Raw genomic sequence first — 18,276 nt, 5'->3', positions numbered from 1 at the left:
ATCCCTCGCGCTGAACTCGCTCGGCCGGCCCGTCGGGACGGACCCGCCGACGCGGTCCCGATGTCGCAGGCTGCCGATACCGTGGGAGCACGGCCGGCGAGAGGAGCACGATGTACCTGCTGAACGGCATCGTCGTGACGAGCGCGAGCGACCTCAAGAAGGCGAGCGACTGCGAGTTCGCCTTCCTGCGCGAGCTCGACGTGAAGCTCGGCCGCGACACGCTGTTCGCCCCGCTCGACGACCCGATGCTGCGCCGCGCGGGCGAGCTCGGCGACGCGCACGAGCTGCGGGTGCTCGACCGGTACCGGGCCGAGTTCGGGTCGGGCGTCGTCGAGATCGAGCGTCCCGACGTGCGAGACGCCGAGGCCGTCGCCGCGGCCGCGGCGGCGACGATCGCGGCCTTCGAGGCCGGTGCGCCGGTCGTGTTCCAGGCGACGTTCTCCGACGAGCCCCTCCCCGGGCAGGGCTTCATCGGTTTCGCCGACTTCATCGTGCGACAGCCCGACGGCCACTACCGGGTGCAGGACTCGAAGCTCGCCCGGCACGCACGCGTCACCGCCCTGCTGCAGCTCGCCGCCTACGCCGAGCAGCTCACGAGGCTCGGCGTGCCGCTCGACGACACCGTCGAACTGCTGCTCGGCGACGGCTCGGTGAGCGCGCACCGGCTCGACGACATCCTGCCCGTGTACCGCGAGCGCGTCGCCCGCCTGCACCGCATCGTCGCCGACCGCGTGGCCGACACCGGCCCGGTCGGCTGGGGCGACCCGCTCTACGGCCAGGACGGCCGGTGCCCGACGTGCGAACTCGAGGTGCAGGCGAACCGCGACGTGCTCATGGTCGGCGGGCTGCGCGTCACGCAGCGCGAGCCGCTCGCGGCGGCCGGCATCACGACGATCGACGCGCTCGCGTCGTCGCACGACGCGGTGCCGCACGTCATGGAGGCGACGCTCGACAACCTGCGCGCGCAGGCCCGCCTGCAGCTGCGCGCCGAGGTCGAGGCGGCCGAGGCCGTCGCGTCGGGCGCCTGGCGCGAGGGCGACCCGCCGCTGCCACCGCCCGTCGGCGTGCGCGATGCCAGAGCGATCGCGGCGATTCCCGTGCCGAGCCCGGGCGATCTCTTCTTCGACTTCGAGGGCGACCCGCTCTACACCGAGGGCGACGGCACGAAGTGGAACCTCGACTACCTCTGGGGCATGGTCGACAACTCCGAGACCTATACGGCGTTCTGGGCCCACTCGTTCGCCGAGGAGCGCGTGGCGCTCATGCGCTTCCTCGAGTTCGTGAAGCTGCGCCGGCAGGTGCACCCCGACCTGCACATCTTCCATTACGCGAGCTACGAGCGGACGCACCTCACGTCGATCGCCGCCCGGCACGGCGTGGGCGAGGCCGAGGTCGACCAGTTGCTCGCCGACGGCGTGCTCGTCGACCTCTACCCGATCGTGAAGCGGGCGGTGCGCGTCGGCAGCCGGTCGTATTCGATCAAGAAGCTCGAGCCGCTCTACATGGGCGCAGAGCTGCGAGAGGCCGACGTGAAGTCGGGCGCCGACTCGATCACGGAGTACGTGCGCGCGGGCGAGCTGCACGCGCTCGCCCTCGCACACGACGATCAGGATGCCGCGGCCGAGGCCGCCCGCATCCTCGCCGACCTCGCCGACTACAACCGCTACGACTGCGTGTCGACGCTGCGCCTGCGCGACTGGCTGCTCGCGGTCGGCGCGCGAGAGGGCGTCCGGCCCGTCGCCGCCGCGCTCCTCGCCGACCGCTCAGAGGGCAAGATCTACGAGGCGTCGCCGCTCGCGCTGCAGCTCAAGTCGCTCGTGCGCGACCGCGAGGAGCGGGCCGAGCGCACGCTCGCCACCGTCGGCGGCACGACGTCGGTCGGCGCCGCACGCCGCGATGCCGACACCGAGGCCCTGGCACTCGCCTCGGCGGCGATCGACTATCACGCCCGCGAGGCGAAGAGCTTCTGGTGGTCCCACTACCTGCGCTGCGACCAGCCCCTCGAGAGCTGGGAGGAGCACCGCGACGTGCTCGTCGTCGACCCGGCCCGCTCCCGCGCCGTCGGCAAGTGGTACGAAGAGCCGCGATGGAACAGCGCGCGCCGCGAGCTGCAGCTCGACGGGCGGATCGCCCCCGGTTCCCGGTTCAGCGTGGGCGGCGACGTCTTCCTGCTCTACGACTGGCCGGCGCCGTTCCCGTCGCAGTCGACCAGGCCCGGCCAGCGCGCGTGGTCGAACGCGACCGTCGTCGAGGTGACCGACGCCGGCGTCCGCGTCGAGGAGCGCGGCCACCCCGGCATCACGTGGGAGGCGCTGCCGCTCGCGATCGCCCCGGGCGCCCCGCCCCGCGCCGATGCGCTGCGCGACGCGATCGCCGAATGGGCCACGCCGATCCCCGGTCGCGCGCCCGAACTCCCGCTCGACCCGGCGATGGACATCCTGCGCCGGCGACCGCCGCGGGCGATCGGCGGCCTCGCACCGCTCGACGCCGAGCACGACTACCAGGCCGCCGTCGTCGAGTCGGTTCGGCGTCTCGAACGCTCGTACCTCGCGGTGCAGGGCCCGCCCGGAACCGGCAAGACCTATCTCGCCGCTCACGTGATCGCGACGCTCGTGCGCGATCACGGCTGGCGCATCGGCGTCGTCGCACAGTCGCACTCGGTCGTCGAGAATGTGCTCGACTCGGTCGTCGACACCGCCGGGCTCGATAGGGGTCTCGTCGCGAAGCACCTGAAAGAGGCGGGCGAGGCCGACCGGCACGGCTTCACCGCGCTCGGGCGGAAGGACGACGTCGCCGCGTTCGCGGCCGACCGTCCCGGCGGCTACGTCATCGGCGGCACCGCGTGGGACTTCTGCAACGTCCGCCGCATCCCGCGGGGTTCGCTCGACCTGCTCGTCATCGACGAGGCCGGGCAGTTCTCGCTCGCGTCGACGATCGCGGTGTCGGTCTCGGCGAAGCGACTGCTGCTGCTCGGCGATCCGCAGCAGCTCCCGCAGGTGAGCCAGGCCCTCCACCCCGAGCCCGTGAACGCCTCGGCGCTCGGCTGGGTCGCCGACGGCCACGACGTGCTGCCGCCCGAGTACGGCTACTTCCTCGCCGAGAGCCGGCGCATGCACCCGGCCGTCGCCGCCCCGGTGTCGCAGCTCTCGTACGAGGGCGAGCTCCGCTCGCACCCGGTCGCCGCGAGTCGCTCGCTCGACGGCGTCGCGCCGGGGGTCACGCCGATCCCCGTCGAACACGAGGGCAATTCGACCTTCTCCCCCGAAGAGGCCGAGTCGGTCGTGCATCTCGTGCGCTCGCTCGTCGGCCGCGACTGGACCGACGCGAGCGACTCGCCGAGCGGACCGGTCGCCTCGTCGCCCCGACCGCTCGGACAGCGCGACCTCATCGTCGTGACCCCGTACAACGCCCAGCTCGGCACCGTGCGCGAGGCGCTCGACGGCGCCGGCTTCACCGACGTGCCCGTCGGCACGGTCGACAAGTTCCAGGGGCAAGAGGCGGTGGTCGCGATCGTCTCGCTCGCCGCCTCCTCGGCCGCCTCGGCACCGCGCGGACTCGAGTTCCTGCTGCTGAAGAACCGGCTCAACGTCGCGATCTCGCGCGCCAAGTGGGCGGCGTACCTCGTCTACTCGCCCGGGCTGCTCGAGGGGCTCCCGCATCGGGCCGAGGGCGTCGCCCAGCTCAGCGCGTTCATGCGCCTCGTCGGCGCCTTCGACGCACCTCGGCCCTCCAGCGGTCCGATCGGAACCGAGCCGAACGCCCTGGTCGCCGAACCGAGCCCGGCGCACTGAGCCGGCGCGCTGAGGCCGGCGCAGCCGAGGCGCGCGGCCGACGGGCGAGTCCGTTCAGACCGCCCGGCCGGTAACCGGCCCGGGCCGCCCGGCTCACGCCGCCGATCGCCGATCAGTCCCCGAAGTCGAGGCGGGTTCCGCCGAGCCGCTCGGGGCGGAGTCGGATGACGACTCGCCCCTCGGCCACCGCGGCGTCGAAGAAATCGCTCGGGTCCGCGGGCCGAGCGGCCTCCGGCACGAGCGCGAGCAGCTCCCGCCCGACCGCATCGCCCGGCACGACGGTCGGCGCCGACACCTCGGCGAGGCCCTCGACCGCGGCGAACGACCAGTGGTCGTCGGCCGAGACGTGCAGCGTCGCCCGCGGGTCGCGCTTCAGGTGCGTCGCCTTCAGCCGTGTGCTCGTCGTCGAGAAGCGGGCGATGCGCTCGGTCGCGTCCCAGCCGTAGAGCATCGTCGTGAGGTGGGGCTGCCCGTCGCGCTTGAGGGTGGCGAGCACGCCGAAGCTCTGCGCGGCGAGCAGGTCGGAGGCTTCGGTCTCGGTGAGCGGCACGGGTCCGGCGTTCTTCGTCATGTCAGGCCGAACCGGGTTCGACCTGGCGGCATTCCGTCGATGACGGTCGAAGTCGCAAAACCGCCATCGATCCGTCCGAGCGCACGCTCGGGAATAACCCGGAGGGTTCCTGCGTAGGGTATCCACGTGACTTCCTCCGCAACCCACCCCGACCGCATCACCATGTACGGCGCCGCCTGGTGCGGCGACTGCCGCCGTTCGAAGCGACTGCTCGACACCCGCGGCGTCGACTACGAGTACGTCGACCTCGAGGTGGACATCGAGGCCGCCGACGTCGCGAAGTCGATCTCGGGTCGCACGAACATCCCCGTCGTGGTGTTCCCCGACGGCACCCACTTCACCGAGCCGACCGACGCCGAGCTCGGCGCGAAGCTCGACGAGACGCTCGCCGCGTAGCCGACTCCGTTTCAGGCCGTTCCGGCCCGAGGCATCCCTCGACTTGGGGGTATCACCGGCGCGGGGATCGCTCGACCTCCGGGTGAGCCCCGTGGAACACTGGCCCCATGCCTCGCGACGCACGTCGTCTGCATGGGCGAGAACGCGAACTGGCCGCGATCACTCGAGAACTCGATGCCGCGATCGGCGGTGCCACGCGCATCCTCGTGCTGCACGGCGAAGCCGGCATCGGCAAGACCGCCCTGATGGAGGCGGCCGCCGACTCGGTGTCGGACCGCGCCGACGTGCTCACCGCGCGGAACCTGCCGCTCTCGACCCGGATGCCCAACCTCGCGGTACGCCGATTGCTCGCGCAGGCGGAGGCCAGGCAGGCGCCGCGCCCGGGCGCACAGCCGCCGCTTCCGATCCGACTCGATGCGGCGATCGGCCGGCTGACGGCGAACCGCCCGGTCGTGATCACGGTCGACGACCTGCAGTGGGCCGACGCGGCCACCCTCGACGCGCTGATGTTCCTCGCCGGCGGAACGGACGACCGCCCGCTCGCGATCATCACGACCGTCCGCTCGGGTGCCGGTCGCGAGCTCGATCGGTGGCGCGCCGACCTCCTCCGGATGCCGGCGTCGCGGTCGATCGAGGTCGGCCCCCTCGATCGCCTCGGGATGCACGAGCTGATCGCCGCACTGATCGGGGAGCCGCCGCACGACGCCCTCGTCCGCGACGTGCTCGCCCGCACCGGCGGCAACCCCTACCACGCGCGACTGCTCGTCGAGGGCGTCGCCCCGGCGGCACTCGCCGCCCCTGCGACGACGACGCCGGCGACCTCGGGCGACCTCGGCACCGCGCTGCTGCAGACCTGGTCGACGCTGCCCGAGCGCACGCGCGAGCTGACGATCCTGCTCGCGATCCACGGCACGCCGATCCGGCTGAGCGGACTCGAGGTCCTCGACCCCGACTCGTCCGACGTCGAGCACGGCCTCCGGCCCGCGCTCGCGACGCACGTGCTCGACGAAGACGGGCAGGGCCGCGTCTGGTTCCACCATCCGTTGATCGCCGAACTGCTCGTCGCCTCGGTACCCGAGCCCGAGATCCGGGCGCGGCACGACGAGATCGCGCGGGCCATCGGCCGCCTGATCGAGGTCGACGGCGAGTCGCCCGAGCGTCTCGTCAACCTGGCCGATCATCTCGTGGCCGCCGGTGACGCCGCCGCGGGCTTCGAGGCGAGCAGACGTGCCATCGTCGCCGTGCGAGGCACCGACGACGCCGCGACGGCCCTTCGGCTGGTCCGCCGCTGCGTCGAGCTCGATGACGCGCACCCCGGCCTCGCGAGCGACCGCCCCGCGATGCTCGCAGAGTGGGCCGCCGCAGCGGCCGACGCGGAGTCCGACCACGACGAGTACGCCGCCGTCGACGAGCTGCTCGCCCTGACCGGCGCCGATGACCCGCTCCGTCGCGCTGAGCTGCTGCTGCATCGACGGCGACTCCAGTCGCGTCTCGGCGGCGAACTCGTCACCACCGCCGGCGCTCGCGAGGTCCTCGCACTCACGGCGCACGCGCCCGACAGTCGGGAGCACGCACTCGCGCTCTGCGAACTCGCGCACGCCGAGATCATCGAGGGCGATCCGCAGGCCGTCGAGCACGCCGGACGAGCCCTCGAGTCGGCCCGCCGGCTCGGCGATCCCGAGGCGACGGCCTACGCCACGGCCGTCGCGGCACAGCTCGCCGCGGCGACCCGCGACCACGACGCGGCGACCCGGCTGGCCGAGTCGACCTTCGCCGTCGCCATGCCCGCGCACCAGTTCGAAGCGGTGATGCTCGCCGCGCTCTGGGAGGCGTACTCGATGCCCGGCTACCGCACGGCGGCGGAACGGCTGCGCGAGCTGCGTCATCGACTCACGGCGGCCGGCGCACCGCGCCTGACCATCGCCGCGCTCGCCTGCACCGAAGCCGCCGGATGGTCGACGATCGCCGAGACGGCGGCCGCGCGGGATGCCCTCCGGATCGTGCGCGCCGAGGATGCGCCGGAGTACCTCGAGCTCGCGATGCGTTCCGTGTCGGCGAGGGTCGCCGCGCTTCGCGGGCGGGTCGAGGAGGCGGAGGCGCACCTGCACCGAGCCCGTGAACGATTCGCCGCGCCACCGGCGTGGGCGACACTCGAGCTCGCGGTCGCCCAGGCGATGTCGAGCCTCGCCGCCGGGGACACCGCCCGTGCGCTCGCCGCGCTGATGCCCGTGATCGAGGCCGGTCCGCACGGCAGGTGTTCGGAATGGCTCGTCCCCCTCGCGGCGCGCGCACTCGCCGACGAGGCGACCAGGGCGCGCGATGCGGGCACCGAGCGGACGGTCGCGCTCGACGCGCTCGACGCACTCGAGGCGGCTCACCCGCACGTCATCCGGCAGACGATGGGCGTCTCGTACGCCACTGACCTGCACGCGCTCGACGCGCTCTACGCCGCAGAACGGGCGCGGGCCCGCGGCATCCCCGACAGCCTCGATCTCTGGGCGGAAGCGGCCGATGGCGCGGCCGCCGCGGACCTCGCCTGGGAGGAGGCGTACGCGAGCCGGCGTGGTGCCGAGCAGGGGCTCGTCGACGGCGGCGACCGACGCCGGGTCGCCGTCGCGCTGCTGCGCCGCGGAGCCGGGATCGCGCAACGGATCGAGGCCGACGCCCTCGCGGCCGAGTTCGACACCCTCGCCGCGTGGGCGCGGATCGACCTGCACGCATCCGGTTCCGTACGCACCGGCATCGAAGGCGGGACGGGCCGGGTGGCCGGGATCGAGCTCACCGGCCGGGAGCGCGAACTGCTGCCGCTCCTCGTCGACGGGCGCACCTACGCCGAGATCGCCGACCTGCTGACGATCAGCGAGAAGACCGTGAGCTCGCACGTCTCGAACCTGCTGCGCAAGACGGGCGCCGCGAATCGCGTCGACCTCGCCCGCATGGCGCGCGGGGCGGGCGCGATCTGAGGGGTGCGGACCCTCGATCTGAGGGGTCTCGCCGGATGCCGCGCCGCCACGGCGTGCCTACCGTGAGCGCGTACGCACCGCCGGAAGGGGCACGCTCATGTCGTTCATCAGGAATGGATCGATCGTCGCCGTCGTCGCGGCCTCCGTGGCCCTCGCGGGCTGCGCCGGCAGCGGGTCGGGCGCCGGCGCGAACGCCGGCACCGCGGATCTCGCCGGCGAGCTGCACCAGACGCGCGCGGTGCGGGCGTCGGCCGCGGACGACGTCCAGGCGGCTCCCGACCGCGCCGCGTGGGACGAGCACCGCGGGGTCACCGCCTTCGTCGCGCCCGATCGCGCCGCGTGGGACGAGCACCGCGGGGTCACCGCCTTCGTCGCCCCGGACCGCGCCGCGTGGGACCAGCACCGAGGCGTCTCCCGGTGAGACGGCGCACCGGCCCGACTCCGACGACCGTCGAGCCCGATCCCGTCGATCGCCTCGTCGAACAGCACGGTCGGCTCGTCATCGATGCGCCGGGGCCCGCCCTCACGAGCGACGAGATCCGCGAGCTGCGCCGTGGCGAACCGCGCTGACACCCGCCTGCTGCTCGACACGAGCGCGGCCGTCGCGCTCGTGCTCACCGGGCACGACGCGCACGCCGCCGTCACCGCCCGGGTCGGACGCACGCGCCTCGGCCTCGCCGGCAATGCGGCGCTCGAGACCTACTCGGTGCTCACGCGGCTGCCCGACGGACGACGACTCTCGCCGTCCGACGCGGCGCGGGTCATCGCGGTCGACTTCCCGGCGAGTCATCAGCTCGACGCCGCGGTCGCGGCCACGGCGGTCGGCCGGCTCGCCGAGGCCGGCGTCGCCGGCGGCGAGGTGTACGACGGCCTCGTCGCCCTCGCCGCGATCGACGCCGGGTCGCCGCTCCTGACGTGCGACCTGCGCGCGCTGGCCACCTACGCGGCACTCGGCGCCGACGTCGAGTTCGTGTGAGGATCGGGCCGCCGTCTGTTCGGTTCGCGTAACAAACGCGCGCGAGCGCCCCGGGCCGCGTACAACGGAGACATGCCTTCGACCACGCGGTGCCACGCATGACGCTCACTCGTCTGCTGCCGACGCTGCGGCGCTCGATCCCCGATCCGATCGCGCCCGAGCACTGGCCGGCCGGCACCCGCGTGACGACGACCGACGTCATCGTCGGCGGGATGTCTATGCTGCGACTCGCCGACCGCGACGGCACCCCGCTCGCACACCTCGTTCCGGGCCCCGGAGGCACCGCTTCGGTCGTCGCCGGTCCGCCGCGCCATCACGGCGTCGCGATCGCCGCGGTGCGGGCGGTGACGCGCACGGCGGGGCGGCTCGACGTCGAGGTCGACGCCGAGTTCGGGCCGCATCGACCGGTCTGGGCCGAGGCCCGCCTCATCGGCCGGGCGTCGAGCGCACGGGTCGCGACCGTCACGGCACGGTCGGCTTCGGGCGCCTGGCGCGAGCCGGCCGCGTTCGAACTGCCGGGCGACCTCGCCCCGGGCGACCTCGTCGCCCTGCCGATCGAGGCCTTCCCGGTCGTCGGCCGCGCCGATTGCGAGGCGGCGATGAACCCGCGGCGCGCTCAGCGCAGCGCCGGTGCGACCTCCGCGGCGAACAGCTCGAGCCCTGAGCGGTCGTACGCCGCCTCCGGCGCGTAGAGGATCGCGTAGTCGAGTCCCACCGCGCGCCGTTCCTCGAGCTTCGCGACGACCTCGTCGGGGGTTCCGACGAGCGCACCGGGTGCCGCGACGTAGTAGTCGTGCACGGCCTTCGCGGCGCCCTCGGCGCCGAGGTGCGGCACGTAGCGCTCTTCGATGCGGGCGAGTCGCGCCGCGACATCCGCCTTCGACGAGCCGATGACGGTGTTGAAGTTCATCGAGCGGGTGATCTCCGAGGCATCCCGCCCGATGGCGGCGCAGTGCCCGCGCAGCACCTCGTCCTTGTGGGCGAACTCCTCGAGCGTGCCCGTGAAGTTCGTGTACGACGCATACTTGGCCGCGATCTTGAGGGTGACCTGCTCACCGCCGCCGGCGACCCAGATCGGGATGCCTCCGGCCTGCGCCGGCCGCGGCTGCACGATCGCACCGTCGACCCGGTAGTAGCGCCCGTCGAGGGTCGCCTGCCCGGTCGTCCAGGCCTGGCGCATGATGTCGACGCCCTCGCGCAGGCGCCCGAGCCGCTCGGGCACGGGCGGGAAGCCGTAGCCGTAGGCGCGCCACTCGTGCTCGTACCAGCCGCCGCCGATGCCCATCTCGACACGACCGCCCGAGATGAGGTCGGTCGTCGCGGCGACCTTCGCGAGGTAGGCGGGGTTGCGGTAGCTCATGCAGGTGCACATCTGGCCGAGGCGCACGCGCGAGGTCGAGGCGGCGAACGCCGCCATCAGGGACCACGCCTCGTGGGTCGCCTCGGTCGGCGACGGCACGGGCGTCGTGTGGAAGTGGTCGTACACCCAGATCGACTCGAACGGCGAGTCGGCCGCGTCGGCGAAATCGGCCAGGCCGCTCATCACCGCCCAGTGCTCGGCGGGCTCGATGCCCACGAGGTCGAAGCGCCAGCCCTGGGGTACGAACATTCCGAATCGCATTCCGTCAGCCTATGAGGATCTCCGGGCCGTCCCGTGCCCGTGATTCAGCGTCAGCACTGAGGCCGGGGTCCGGGCGGGGGCGTACCGTCGGCGCAATGAACGGTCAGCTCCACTGCGATTACTCGGTCGCCGACTTCGACGCCACGGTCGTCGAGACCTGCGACGCGCGCCTCATCCGCGTGACCGGCCACGGGCTCGCCCCGAGCCACGGCTGGCACCTCGACCTCGTCGCCGCGAATCCCGGCGTCGTCGCCCACCCCGAGAGCCTCTGGCTGGAGCTCCGCGAGACCGCACCCGGCGAACTCCGACCGCGCGTGCTCACCGAGGTTCCGGTCGAGGCCATCATCGAGGACTCCCGCGCCCAGGAGATCATCATCCGCTTCCGCTGGCGCGAGGGGTTCCGGCTGGCTCTGCGCGAACGCGTGCCCGCGTTCCGCTGAGCGCGTGCATCGTTTCAGGAAACAGTCGCCTGCTCAGGACGATCCGAGCGATTCCGTCCTGACCAAGCGACTATCTCCTGAATCGGTGGGGTGCGGCGAGCCACGACGACGGATGCCTCGGGGCCGGCCCCGAGGCATCCGTCATGTCGTTCGAGCTCGCGTGGAGCGTCAGGCGAGCGCGAACCTGAGCTCGGCGACCGCGGGGCCCGACCACACGGTGCCGTCGAGGTCGTCGCTGCGGACCGTGACGACCTTGCCGCCCTTCGCGATGACGAGCAGGGCGAGCTGCGGGAGCAGGTCGCCCGCGCGCGTGCCGTCGGCGAGCGCCTCGCCCTCGCCGTTGCCGCTCGCGAACTCGATCGCGCCCGACTCGCGGTCGAGCGTGCCGTTCACCGAGGTCGTGAAGTCGAACCACAACGTCTCGACGGCACCGTCGGCGGCCTCGCGGCCGATCGCGGCGAGGTCGCGTTCGATGCGGCCGGCCGTGCCCTCCGAGAGCTGGCGCAGCGACTGCTCGGCCTCGCGCACGTTGAGCGCGCCGAGCTGCTGGCGCACCGCCTCGTCGACCTCGGCGGCGCCGAGCCGGTCGGGCGATCCGGGCACGGCGATGACGCGCCGCGAGTTGCGCGTGTTCGCGAGGAACAGGCTGAGCAGCGGTTCTGCGGCGAAGACGAAGACGGGCACGCGCTCATCGGGATCGCGGGCGAGCAGTTCGCGCCGGGCGATCTCGATGACGCGCTTCGAGTACTGGTCGAGCAGCGTCTTGCGCCCCTCGTCGCCGACGAGGCGGCTCGCCCCGCCCTGCCCGGGCACGCCGCCGCGGGTCGCGCCGCGCGGGCGCTCCTCACCGGGTTCGCGGTTCGTGGCCTCATCGAGGTTCGCGGCGCCCGACTGATCGATCTCGAGCTTGACCGCACGGTCGGTCGGGGTGGCGTGCCACACGCACCACTCGTGCGCCGAGAGGGTGATGGCGAACGCCTCCTGGTCCTGGCTCGGGGCGCGCAGCAGCTGGCCGAGCGTGAAGTGCGAGCCGACGTGCCAGGCGTCGTCGAGCCGGTTCGGCAGCACGAAGACCTCGCTGAAGCCGGGTGCGACGAAGATCGCGATCGAGCGGGCGAGCCCGCCCCAGAGTCGTTGGTCGCGCACGATGGCATCGCGCTCGTCGCGCAGCGCGGCGAGTTCGCCGGATGTGGCGCCGGCCTGCTTGATCTGGTCGATGGCCTCGTCGAAGGCGCTCTTCACGGCGACCTCGGCCCGCTCGCGTTCGCTCACGACGGGCGAGGTGGCCGCATAGATCGTGATCGCGGGGTGATGCGCCCCGGCGAGCACTGCGAAATCGGATGTGGTGGGCAGTTCGTAGTGGACGGTCATTCGTTCCTCCCCCGAGTCCGCGCGACGACGATGTCGCTCGCACCCAGCCTATGAAGGCATGGGCGCGAGCGACACCCCAAACTGCGAGTCGGGAACGAATGGCGCTCCAGCGGCTCAGCCCACCGGGTGGTTCGACCGGATCAGTCGCGTCGGGTCGACGGCGCGCTTGATCGCGCGCAGCCGGGCGAGACGACCGTCGGCACCGCCGAAGATGCGCTCGGGGTCGCGGCGGTGCTCGGCGAAGTTGAGGTAGTCCTGCGCGGCGCGCCACGGCTCCATCGACGAGAGCAGGCGTCCGAGCGAACGGGCGATCGCCTCGTCGGCGCCCGGCACGGCCATCGCGCCGGTGAAGAGGAGGTAACCCGCATCGAAGCCCGCGGTCGCGCCGGGCGTCGGGAGGCCGAGATCCGCCGCGCGCTGCACCGCCGCGTCGGGCTCGAGCATGCCGCCGAGGTGGCGGATCTCGGTGGTCATCATGGCCGTGCCCGACCCGGCGCCGACCGCACCGACGAAGGCGCGCACCGCGTCGGGCGTCAACTCGCGCAGCGTCATGCCGTCGCCGCGGCCGGGCACGGGCCCGGGCGGGTCCATGTGCAGGGCGAGGAGCTCGGCGGGCGCCTGCGGGTGCACCGTGTCGAGTTCGGGGCCGAGCGCGCGCAGCGGCTGCAGCAGGGCGTCGGTGCGGGCGCGGTCCTCGAGCACGACGGCCTCGACCACGACGATCGAACGGCCGGCGAGGAACGGCGGCAGCTCGGGCAGCGGCGGCAGGTGCAGGATGCGCACGACGCTCTGCACCGAGTCGGGCACCCTCCGCGTCCATTCGGCCCAGACGGCGGCGACCTCGTCGGCCCGCTCGGCGGACCAGAGCAGCATGCCCGCCATGACCTCCGCGATCGGGAAGAGGCGGAACTCCATCGCGGTCACGACGCCGAAGTCGCCGCCGCCGCCGCGCACCGCCCAGAACAGGTCGGCATCGTGCTCGTCGTCGACGCGACGGTGCCGGCCGTCGGCGGTCACGAGTTCGACGGCGAGCACCTGGTTCGCGGCGAGGCCGTGCGAGCGGGCGAGCCAGCTCACGCCGCCGCCGAGGGTGTACCCGACCACGCCGACGTCGTGCGACGAGCCGGCGAGCGCGGCGAGGCCGTGCGGCGCCGCGGCCGCGACGACGTCGCCCCAGAGGGCTCCGGCCTCGACACGGGCGATGCGCCGTTCGGCGTCGACGTGCACGTCGCGCAGTTCGTGGGTGCGCAGGAGGATCGCGTCGGCGAGGCCGTGGTCGGCGGCGAGCGGTCCGGCGTTGTGGCCGGTGCCCTGCGGCGCGACGGCGAGGCCGTAGCGTCCGGCGAGCTCGACGGTGCGGGCGATGTCGGCGGTCGACCGGGCGATCACGACGGCGGCCGGGCGCTGGTCGACGTCGAGGTTCCAGGCGGTGCGGGCGTCGTCCCAGTCGGGCTCGCCGGGCAGCACGAGGCGGCCGTCGAGCGTCGAGTCGAGGCGGGCGAGGGCCTCGCGCAGCGAGAGGGCGAGGTCGTCGACGGCGTCCTCGATGAGGAGTTCGCCGGTCGGGGGCACAGGGGTGTTCACGGATGGTTCCTTTCGGTGTGCGTTTCGCGGGCCGGCCTCTCGGTTCCTGGGAACCGGCCCGGCGGCCGCACCGATGGATGCAGCACTCGCGACGAGAACCCATCCAATTCCTCGCGGCGGCTCCGGTCGCCCGTGCTGTCCCTCCGATCGCATCAGGGGTTTCCCTCAGTCGGTCGCTCGAGTAGGGCGAAGCGCGTATCGAGATCACCGGCGTCGCGTCATCGGTGGTCTCGATACGCTTCGCTACTCGACCGACCGGCCCGCGCCCAGGAATACGGGATGCCTCGTGCCGGTTGCCGAAGGGGATGGACATCTCACCGCGCCTCTCGGTTCTCGACCTCGTTCCCGTCCGCACCGACCAGACGAGCGCAGGCGCCGTCGCGGCATCCCTTCGCCTGGCGCAGCTGGCCGACCGGCTCGGCTTCACCCGCTACTGGTTCGCCGAGCACCACAACATGCCGGCCGTCGCATCGACGACGCCACCCGTGCTCATCGCATCGATCGCTGCACGCACCGAGCGGATCCGGGTGGGGTCGGGCGGCGTCATGCTGCCGAACCACGCGCCGCTCGTCGTCGCCGAGCAGTTCGCCGCGCTCGAGGCGCTCTCGCCCGGCCGCATCGACCTCGGCATCGGACGCGCGCCCGGCAGCGACCCGGTCATCACGCAGTTGCTGCGGGTCTCGGGGCCGACGGCCGACGTCGACCGGTTCCCCGACCACGTCGCCGACATCCTCTCGCTGCTCTCCCCCGACGGCGCGACCCTGCGCCTCACGAGCGGACGCGAGTACCCGATCCAGGCGACGCCCGCCGCGACCGCGGTGCCGACGCTGTGGCTGCTCGGCTCGAGCGACTACTCGGCGAAGCTCGCGGCCGAGCTCGGCCTGCCCTACGTCTTCGCGAACCACTTCTCGGGCGACGGGCTCGAGCGGGCGCTCGAGCTCTACCGCACCGAGTACCGGCCGAGTGAGGCGCACCCCGCGCCCGAGACGTTCCTGACCCTGAACGCCTCGGTCGCGCGCACCGTCGAGGAGGCGCGCGAGCGGGCGCTGCCCCAGCTGCGCTCGATGGCGCGGCTGCGGCTCAACCGCCCGATGCGTCCGCTCGAGACGGTCGACGAGGCACTCGCGGCGCCCGCCGATTCCGACGCCGAGGGCGTCATCGCCGCGATGGAGCGACGCTGGGTGATCGCGGATGCCTCGGGCGCGGCGTCGCAGGTCAGGGCGCTGGCCGATCGCCACGGCATCGACGAGGTCATGATCGCGCCGATCGCGGGCTCGTACGCCGCCGACCCGGCCGACGCGACGCCCGGCCGCGAGCAGACCCTCGAACTGCTCGCGGGGGCGCTCGCCGCGTAGCGCGACTCAGGCCGCGAGGCCGAGCCGGCGCAGGTCCTGCGTCGTCGCGCGGTACTCCTCGCCGTCGGCGACGACGGTCTCGCGCGGCACTCGCGCGGCGTTGTGCACCTTCGCGCCCGCGCCGACGGTGACGTACGGCCCGAGCACGGCACTGCGGCCGACGACCGCACCGCGGCCCACGCGCGCGTTCACGCCGACGACGGCGCGCTCGGCGATGATCGCATTGCTCTCGATCCATGCTCGAGGGCCGATCTGGGCGCCCCGCTGCACCTCGGCGCCGGGATCGACGTAGGCCGTCGGGTCGACGAACGCGGTCGGGTCGACCTTGGCGGTCGTGGCCACGAGGCCCCGGCCGTTCACGTGCTTGCGATAGCGACGCAGGATCCCGGCTTCGTCCTCGAACTCGACATAGCTGATGCCCACGTTCTCCTCCTCCCGGCGTGGAGGCTCCACCTGCCGGACATCAGTACAACATCAGGCCTGATCGGGGTATTCCCGGCGCGGAACCCGGGCGAGCCGACCGGCCCCATCGGCACAAGTTAGGCTGTCCTAAGCATGCCCGGATCCCCTGTTCTCGAGCTCGACCGCGTGAGCATCCGCCACGAGGGCGCCGAGCGGCCGACCCCCGCCGAGGTCTCGTTCGACGTCGCCCCGGGCGAGGTCGTGCTCGTGCTCGGGCCGAGCGGCTGCGGCAAGTCGACCCTCGCGCTCGCCCTCGACGGGCTCGTGCCGCACGCCGTTCCCGCCGAGCTCGGAGGCACGGTGCGCATCGCGGGCCTCGACAGCCGCGACCACCCCGTCGGCGTGCTCAGCGAGCACGTCGCCATGGTCTTCCAGGATCCCGACGCGCAGGTCGTCACCGGCAGCGTGCTCGACGAGGTCTGCTTCGCGCCCGAGAACCAGCTCGTCGAGGCATCCGACGTGCTCGCCCGGGCCGAGCGCGCACTCAAGCTCGTCGGCCTGTGGGACCGTCGCGCCGAGAACCCCGACGCCCTCTCGGGCGGCGGACGGCAGCGGCTCGCGATCGCGTGCGCCCTCGCGATGGCGGCACCGGTGCTCGTGCTCGACGAGCCGACCGCGAACCTCGACCCCGCCGGCATCGACGAGGTCTACGCCGTGCTCCGCGAGCTCGCCGACGACGAGCACGCGATCGTGCTCGTCGAGCACAACCTCGACGCAGCCGTGGACCTCGTCGACCGGGTGCTCGTGCTCGACGCCGAGGGCCGGCTCGTCATCGACGGCCCGGCGCGCCACATCCTCCGCGAGCGGGCCGACGAGCTCGCCGCGCTCGGCGTGTGGCTGCCCGTGTCGACGCTCGCCGCGATGCGGCTGCGCGACGCGGGCCTCCCGATCGGCTCGCTGCCGCTGACTCCGGCCGAGCTCGGCGCCGCCCTCGACGCGCTGCCCTCGCTGCCGGCGCCCCTCAGCGAGTCGTCGCCCGTGCGCTCGACCGCGCTCGAGCCGGCCCCGTCGCTCGCGCCGACCGGCAGCACGCCCGCACAGACGGGGCCGGCGATCCGGGCGCGCGGCCTGTCGGTTCGTCGGGGCGGACGCCGCGGCCCGGTCGTCGTCGCCGACGTCGACCTCGAGGTCGCACGGGGCGAGTTCCTCGCGATCGTCGGCACGAACGGAGCGGGCAAGACGAGCCTGCTTCAGGCGCTCGCCGGGGTGATCCCGGCGCCGCGCGGCACCGTCGACGTGCTCGGCATCGACCCCGCACGCTCCGACGCGCGCGAGCGTGCGATGCGCATCGGCTTCGTCTTCCAGAACCCCGAGCACCAGTTCGTGGCGCCGACGGTGCGCGAGGAGCTCGAGCAGGGGCTCCGGCTGCAGGGCCTCGGCGACGAGGCGGTCGTCGAGGCTCGCGACCGGATGCTTCGCCGGTTCGGCCTCGAGTCGCTCGCCGAGCAGCATCCGTTCCTGCTGTCGGGCGGGCAGAAGCGCCGGCTCTCGGTCGGCACGGCGCTCGTGGCCGGTGCTCCGGTGCTCGCCCTCGACGAACCCACGTTCGGGCAGGATCGCGCCCGCGCCGCCGAGCTCCTCGACATGCTGCGCACCCTCAACGACGAGGGCACGACGGTGCTCGTCGTCACGCACGACCTGCAGCTCGTCGCCGACTACGCCACCCGGCTCGCGGTGATGGCCGGCGGGCGCCTCGTCGGCGTCGGCGCGACGGCCGAGGTGCTCGCGGGGCCGCTCATCGAGCACTCGGGGCTTCGGCATCCGCCGCTCGCGCGCGCGACCCGTGGCCTCGAACGGCACCCCGAGTGGCACGGGGTGACGCGCATGTCGCAACTGCCCGTCGCGGCGGGCGTCTCGTGAGCGCGCCCGTGCAGCCGTCGACCGGCGGCACGGCGACGATCGCCGCCGCAACCGGCCCGGCAGGGGGCACGTCCGCCCGCCGCGGCCCGCTCGCCGCGCTCAACCCGCTCGCGAAGCTCGCCGCGCCGCTGCCCGCGATGATCGTCGTGGTGTTCAGCCGCGACCTGGCGCTGCCTCTCGCGTTCATCGCGCTCGCCCTCGTGGTGCTGCTCGCCGGCGCGCGCCTCTCCTCCGGGCTCGTCATCGCGCTCGTCGTCGGCACGCCGATCGCCGCACTCGTGCTCGGCGTGAGCTTCGGCGTCTGGGTCGACCCGTCGAGCGTCGCCGGCGACCCCCGGTCGACCGTGGTGCTCTTCGGCGTCGGCGACTGGAGCTTCACGCTCGCCGCCTACCTCGTGGGCCTCGCGACCGCCCTGCGGGTGCTCGCGGTGCTGATGCTGTCGCTCATCGCCGGACTCACGTCGACCGGCACCGACTTCGTGCGCGCCGCGGTGCAGAACCTGCGCGTGCCGTACCGCATCGGGTACACGGCGCTCGCCGCCCTGCGGTTCGTGCCGCGGTTCGGGCACGAGCTCGAGATCATCCGGGCGGCGCATCGCGTCCGCGGCACCGTGGCCGGGCGCGGCCCGATCGCGGCGGTGCGGCGGGCGCTCGGAACGGCGGTGCCGCTGCTCGCGTCGGCGATCCGGCATGCCGAGCGGGTCGCCCTCGCCATGGATGCCCGCGCCTTCGGCGCCCACCGCACCCGCACCGAGCGGCACCTCATGCCGTGGCGGGTGCGCGACACGGTCTTCGTGGTGGGGTTCGTCGCCGCGAGCGCGCTCATCGTGTGGGCGACGCTCGGGCGCTGACGCAGCGGGCGACGACCGCGTTTCAGGAGAACGCG

Annotated in this window: 16 protein-coding genes; 11 read left to right on the top strand and 5 right to left on the bottom strand. The window is 73.5% G+C overall.

The genetic code is table 11. The features are described 5' to 3' along the window. Positions 1–110: 110 nt before the first annotated feature. Positions 111–3,791, top strand: coding sequence for a TM0106 family RecB-like putative nuclease (locus tag AC3RJ7_RS01590; RefSeq protein WP_491454106.1), 3,681 nt, complete (start codon positions 111–113; stop codon positions 3,789–3,791). Between the two features lie 112 nt (positions 3,792–3,903). Here the strand turns inward: AC3RJ7_RS01590 and AC3RJ7_RS01585 are convergent, their stop codons facing one another. Continuing rightward, complete coding sequence (locus AC3RJ7_RS01585; protein WP_491454105.1) at positions 3,904–4,362, bottom strand: PPOX class F420-dependent oxidoreductase; 459 nt, start codon at positions 4,360–4,362, stop codon at positions 3,904–3,906. A 162-nt stretch (positions 4,363–4,524) separates the two neighbouring features. On the opposite strand from AC3RJ7_RS01585, the gene AC3RJ7_RS01580 reads away from it, so the two are divergent. From AC3RJ7_RS01580 to AC3RJ7_RS01555, 6 genes are all read left to right on the top strand, one after another. Next, on the top strand, positions 4,525–4,758 hold the full coding sequence (locus AC3RJ7_RS01580) for a glutaredoxin family protein (RefSeq protein ID WP_491455208.1): 234 nt from the start codon (positions 4,525–4,527) through the stop codon (positions 4,756–4,758). A gap of 107 nt (positions 4,759–4,865) precedes the next feature. Continuing rightward, positions 4,866–7,721, top strand: coding sequence for a helix-turn-helix transcriptional regulator (locus tag AC3RJ7_RS01575; RefSeq protein ID WP_491454104.1), 2,856 nt, complete (start codon positions 4,866–4,868; stop codon positions 7,719–7,721). A 97-nt stretch (positions 7,722–7,818) separates the two neighbouring features. Continuing rightward, complete coding sequence (locus AC3RJ7_RS01570) at positions 7,819–8,142, top strand: hypothetical protein (RefSeq protein ID WP_491454103.1); 324 nt, start codon at positions 7,819–7,821, stop codon at positions 8,140–8,142. Then, the gene (locus tag AC3RJ7_RS01565; protein ID WP_491454102.1) at positions 8,139–8,291 is read left to right on the top strand and encodes a hypothetical protein; all 153 of its coding nucleotides are present in this window, start codon (positions 8,139–8,141) and stop codon (positions 8,289–8,291) included. The genes AC3RJ7_RS01570 and AC3RJ7_RS01565 overlap by 4 nt, the downstream gene beginning before the upstream one ends. After that, on the top strand, positions 8,275–8,697 hold the full coding sequence (locus AC3RJ7_RS01560; protein WP_491454101.1) for a PIN domain-containing protein: 423 nt from the start codon (positions 8,275–8,277) through the stop codon (positions 8,695–8,697). The genes AC3RJ7_RS01565 and AC3RJ7_RS01560 overlap by 17 nt, the downstream gene beginning before the upstream one ends. A gap of 98 nt (positions 8,698–8,795) precedes the next feature. Beyond that, positions 8,796–9,389: a hypothetical protein gene (locus tag AC3RJ7_RS01555; RefSeq protein ID WP_491454100.1), complete on the top strand. Its 594-nt coding sequence runs from the start codon at positions 8,796–8,798 to the stop codon at positions 9,387–9,389. Here the strand turns inward: AC3RJ7_RS01555 and AC3RJ7_RS01550 are convergent. Continuing rightward, entirely contained in the window at positions 9,314–10,318 is a 1,005-nt protein-coding gene (locus tag AC3RJ7_RS01550; protein ID WP_491454099.1) for an LLM class F420-dependent oxidoreductase, read from the bottom strand. The genes AC3RJ7_RS01555 and AC3RJ7_RS01550 overlap by 76 nt on opposite strands. A gap of 95 nt (positions 10,319–10,413) precedes the next feature. Between AC3RJ7_RS01550 and AC3RJ7_RS01545 the strand changes: the two genes are divergently transcribed. Continuing rightward, positions 10,414–10,758 carry a hypothetical protein gene (locus AC3RJ7_RS01545; protein ID WP_491454098.1) on the top strand — a complete coding sequence of 115 codons (345 nt, stop codon included), beginning with the start codon at positions 10,414–10,416 and terminating at the stop codon, positions 10,756–10,758. Between the two features lie 168 nt (positions 10,759–10,926). On the opposite strand, the gene AC3RJ7_RS01540 is transcribed toward AC3RJ7_RS01545, so the two are convergent. Beyond that, the gene (locus AC3RJ7_RS01540) at positions 10,927–12,129 is read right to left on the bottom strand and encodes a baeRF11 domain-containing protein (protein WP_491454097.1); all 1,203 of its coding nucleotides are present in this window, start codon (positions 12,127–12,129) and stop codon (positions 10,927–10,929) included. Between the two features lie 114 nt (positions 12,130–12,243). After that, complete coding sequence (locus tag AC3RJ7_RS01535) at positions 12,244–13,713, bottom strand: FAD-binding oxidoreductase (RefSeq protein WP_491454096.1); 1,470 nt, start codon at positions 13,711–13,713, stop codon at positions 12,244–12,246. A 305-nt stretch (positions 13,714–14,018) separates the two neighbouring features. Here AC3RJ7_RS01535 and AC3RJ7_RS01530 point away from each other — a divergent pair, with 305 nt between their 5' ends. Next, a complete protein-coding gene (locus tag AC3RJ7_RS01530; RefSeq protein ID WP_491454095.1) occupies positions 14,019–15,068 on the top strand; it encodes an LLM class flavin-dependent oxidoreductase in 1,050 nt (349 codons plus the stop codon). A 6-nt stretch (positions 15,069–15,074) separates the two neighbouring features. On the opposite strand, the gene AC3RJ7_RS01525 is transcribed toward AC3RJ7_RS01530, so the two are convergent. Beyond that, positions 15,075–15,491, bottom strand: a complete 417-nt coding sequence (locus AC3RJ7_RS01525; protein ID WP_491454094.1) for a transferase — start codon at positions 15,489–15,491, stop codon at positions 15,075–15,077. Positions 15,492–15,623: 132 nt separating this feature from the next. On the opposite strand from AC3RJ7_RS01525, the gene AC3RJ7_RS01520 reads away from it, so the two are divergent. Both AC3RJ7_RS01520 and AC3RJ7_RS01515 read left to right on the top strand, forming a co-directional pair. Next, on the top strand, positions 15,624–17,390 hold the full coding sequence (locus tag AC3RJ7_RS01520) for an ABC transporter ATP-binding protein (RefSeq protein WP_491454093.1): 1,767 nt from the start codon (positions 15,624–15,626) through the stop codon (positions 17,388–17,390). Next, entirely contained in the window at positions 17,387–18,241 is an 855-nt protein-coding gene (locus AC3RJ7_RS01515; protein ID WP_491454092.1) for an energy-coupling factor transporter transmembrane component T, read from the top strand. The genes AC3RJ7_RS01520 and AC3RJ7_RS01515 overlap by 4 nt, the downstream gene beginning before the upstream one ends. The last annotated feature ends 35 nt before the right edge of the window (positions 18,242–18,276 follow it).

The sequence above is a fragment of the Agromyces solani genome (assembly GCF_058349925.1).
Note: the sequence above shows the minus strand (reverse complement) of the source record. Positions and strands in the feature narration are given on the sequence as shown.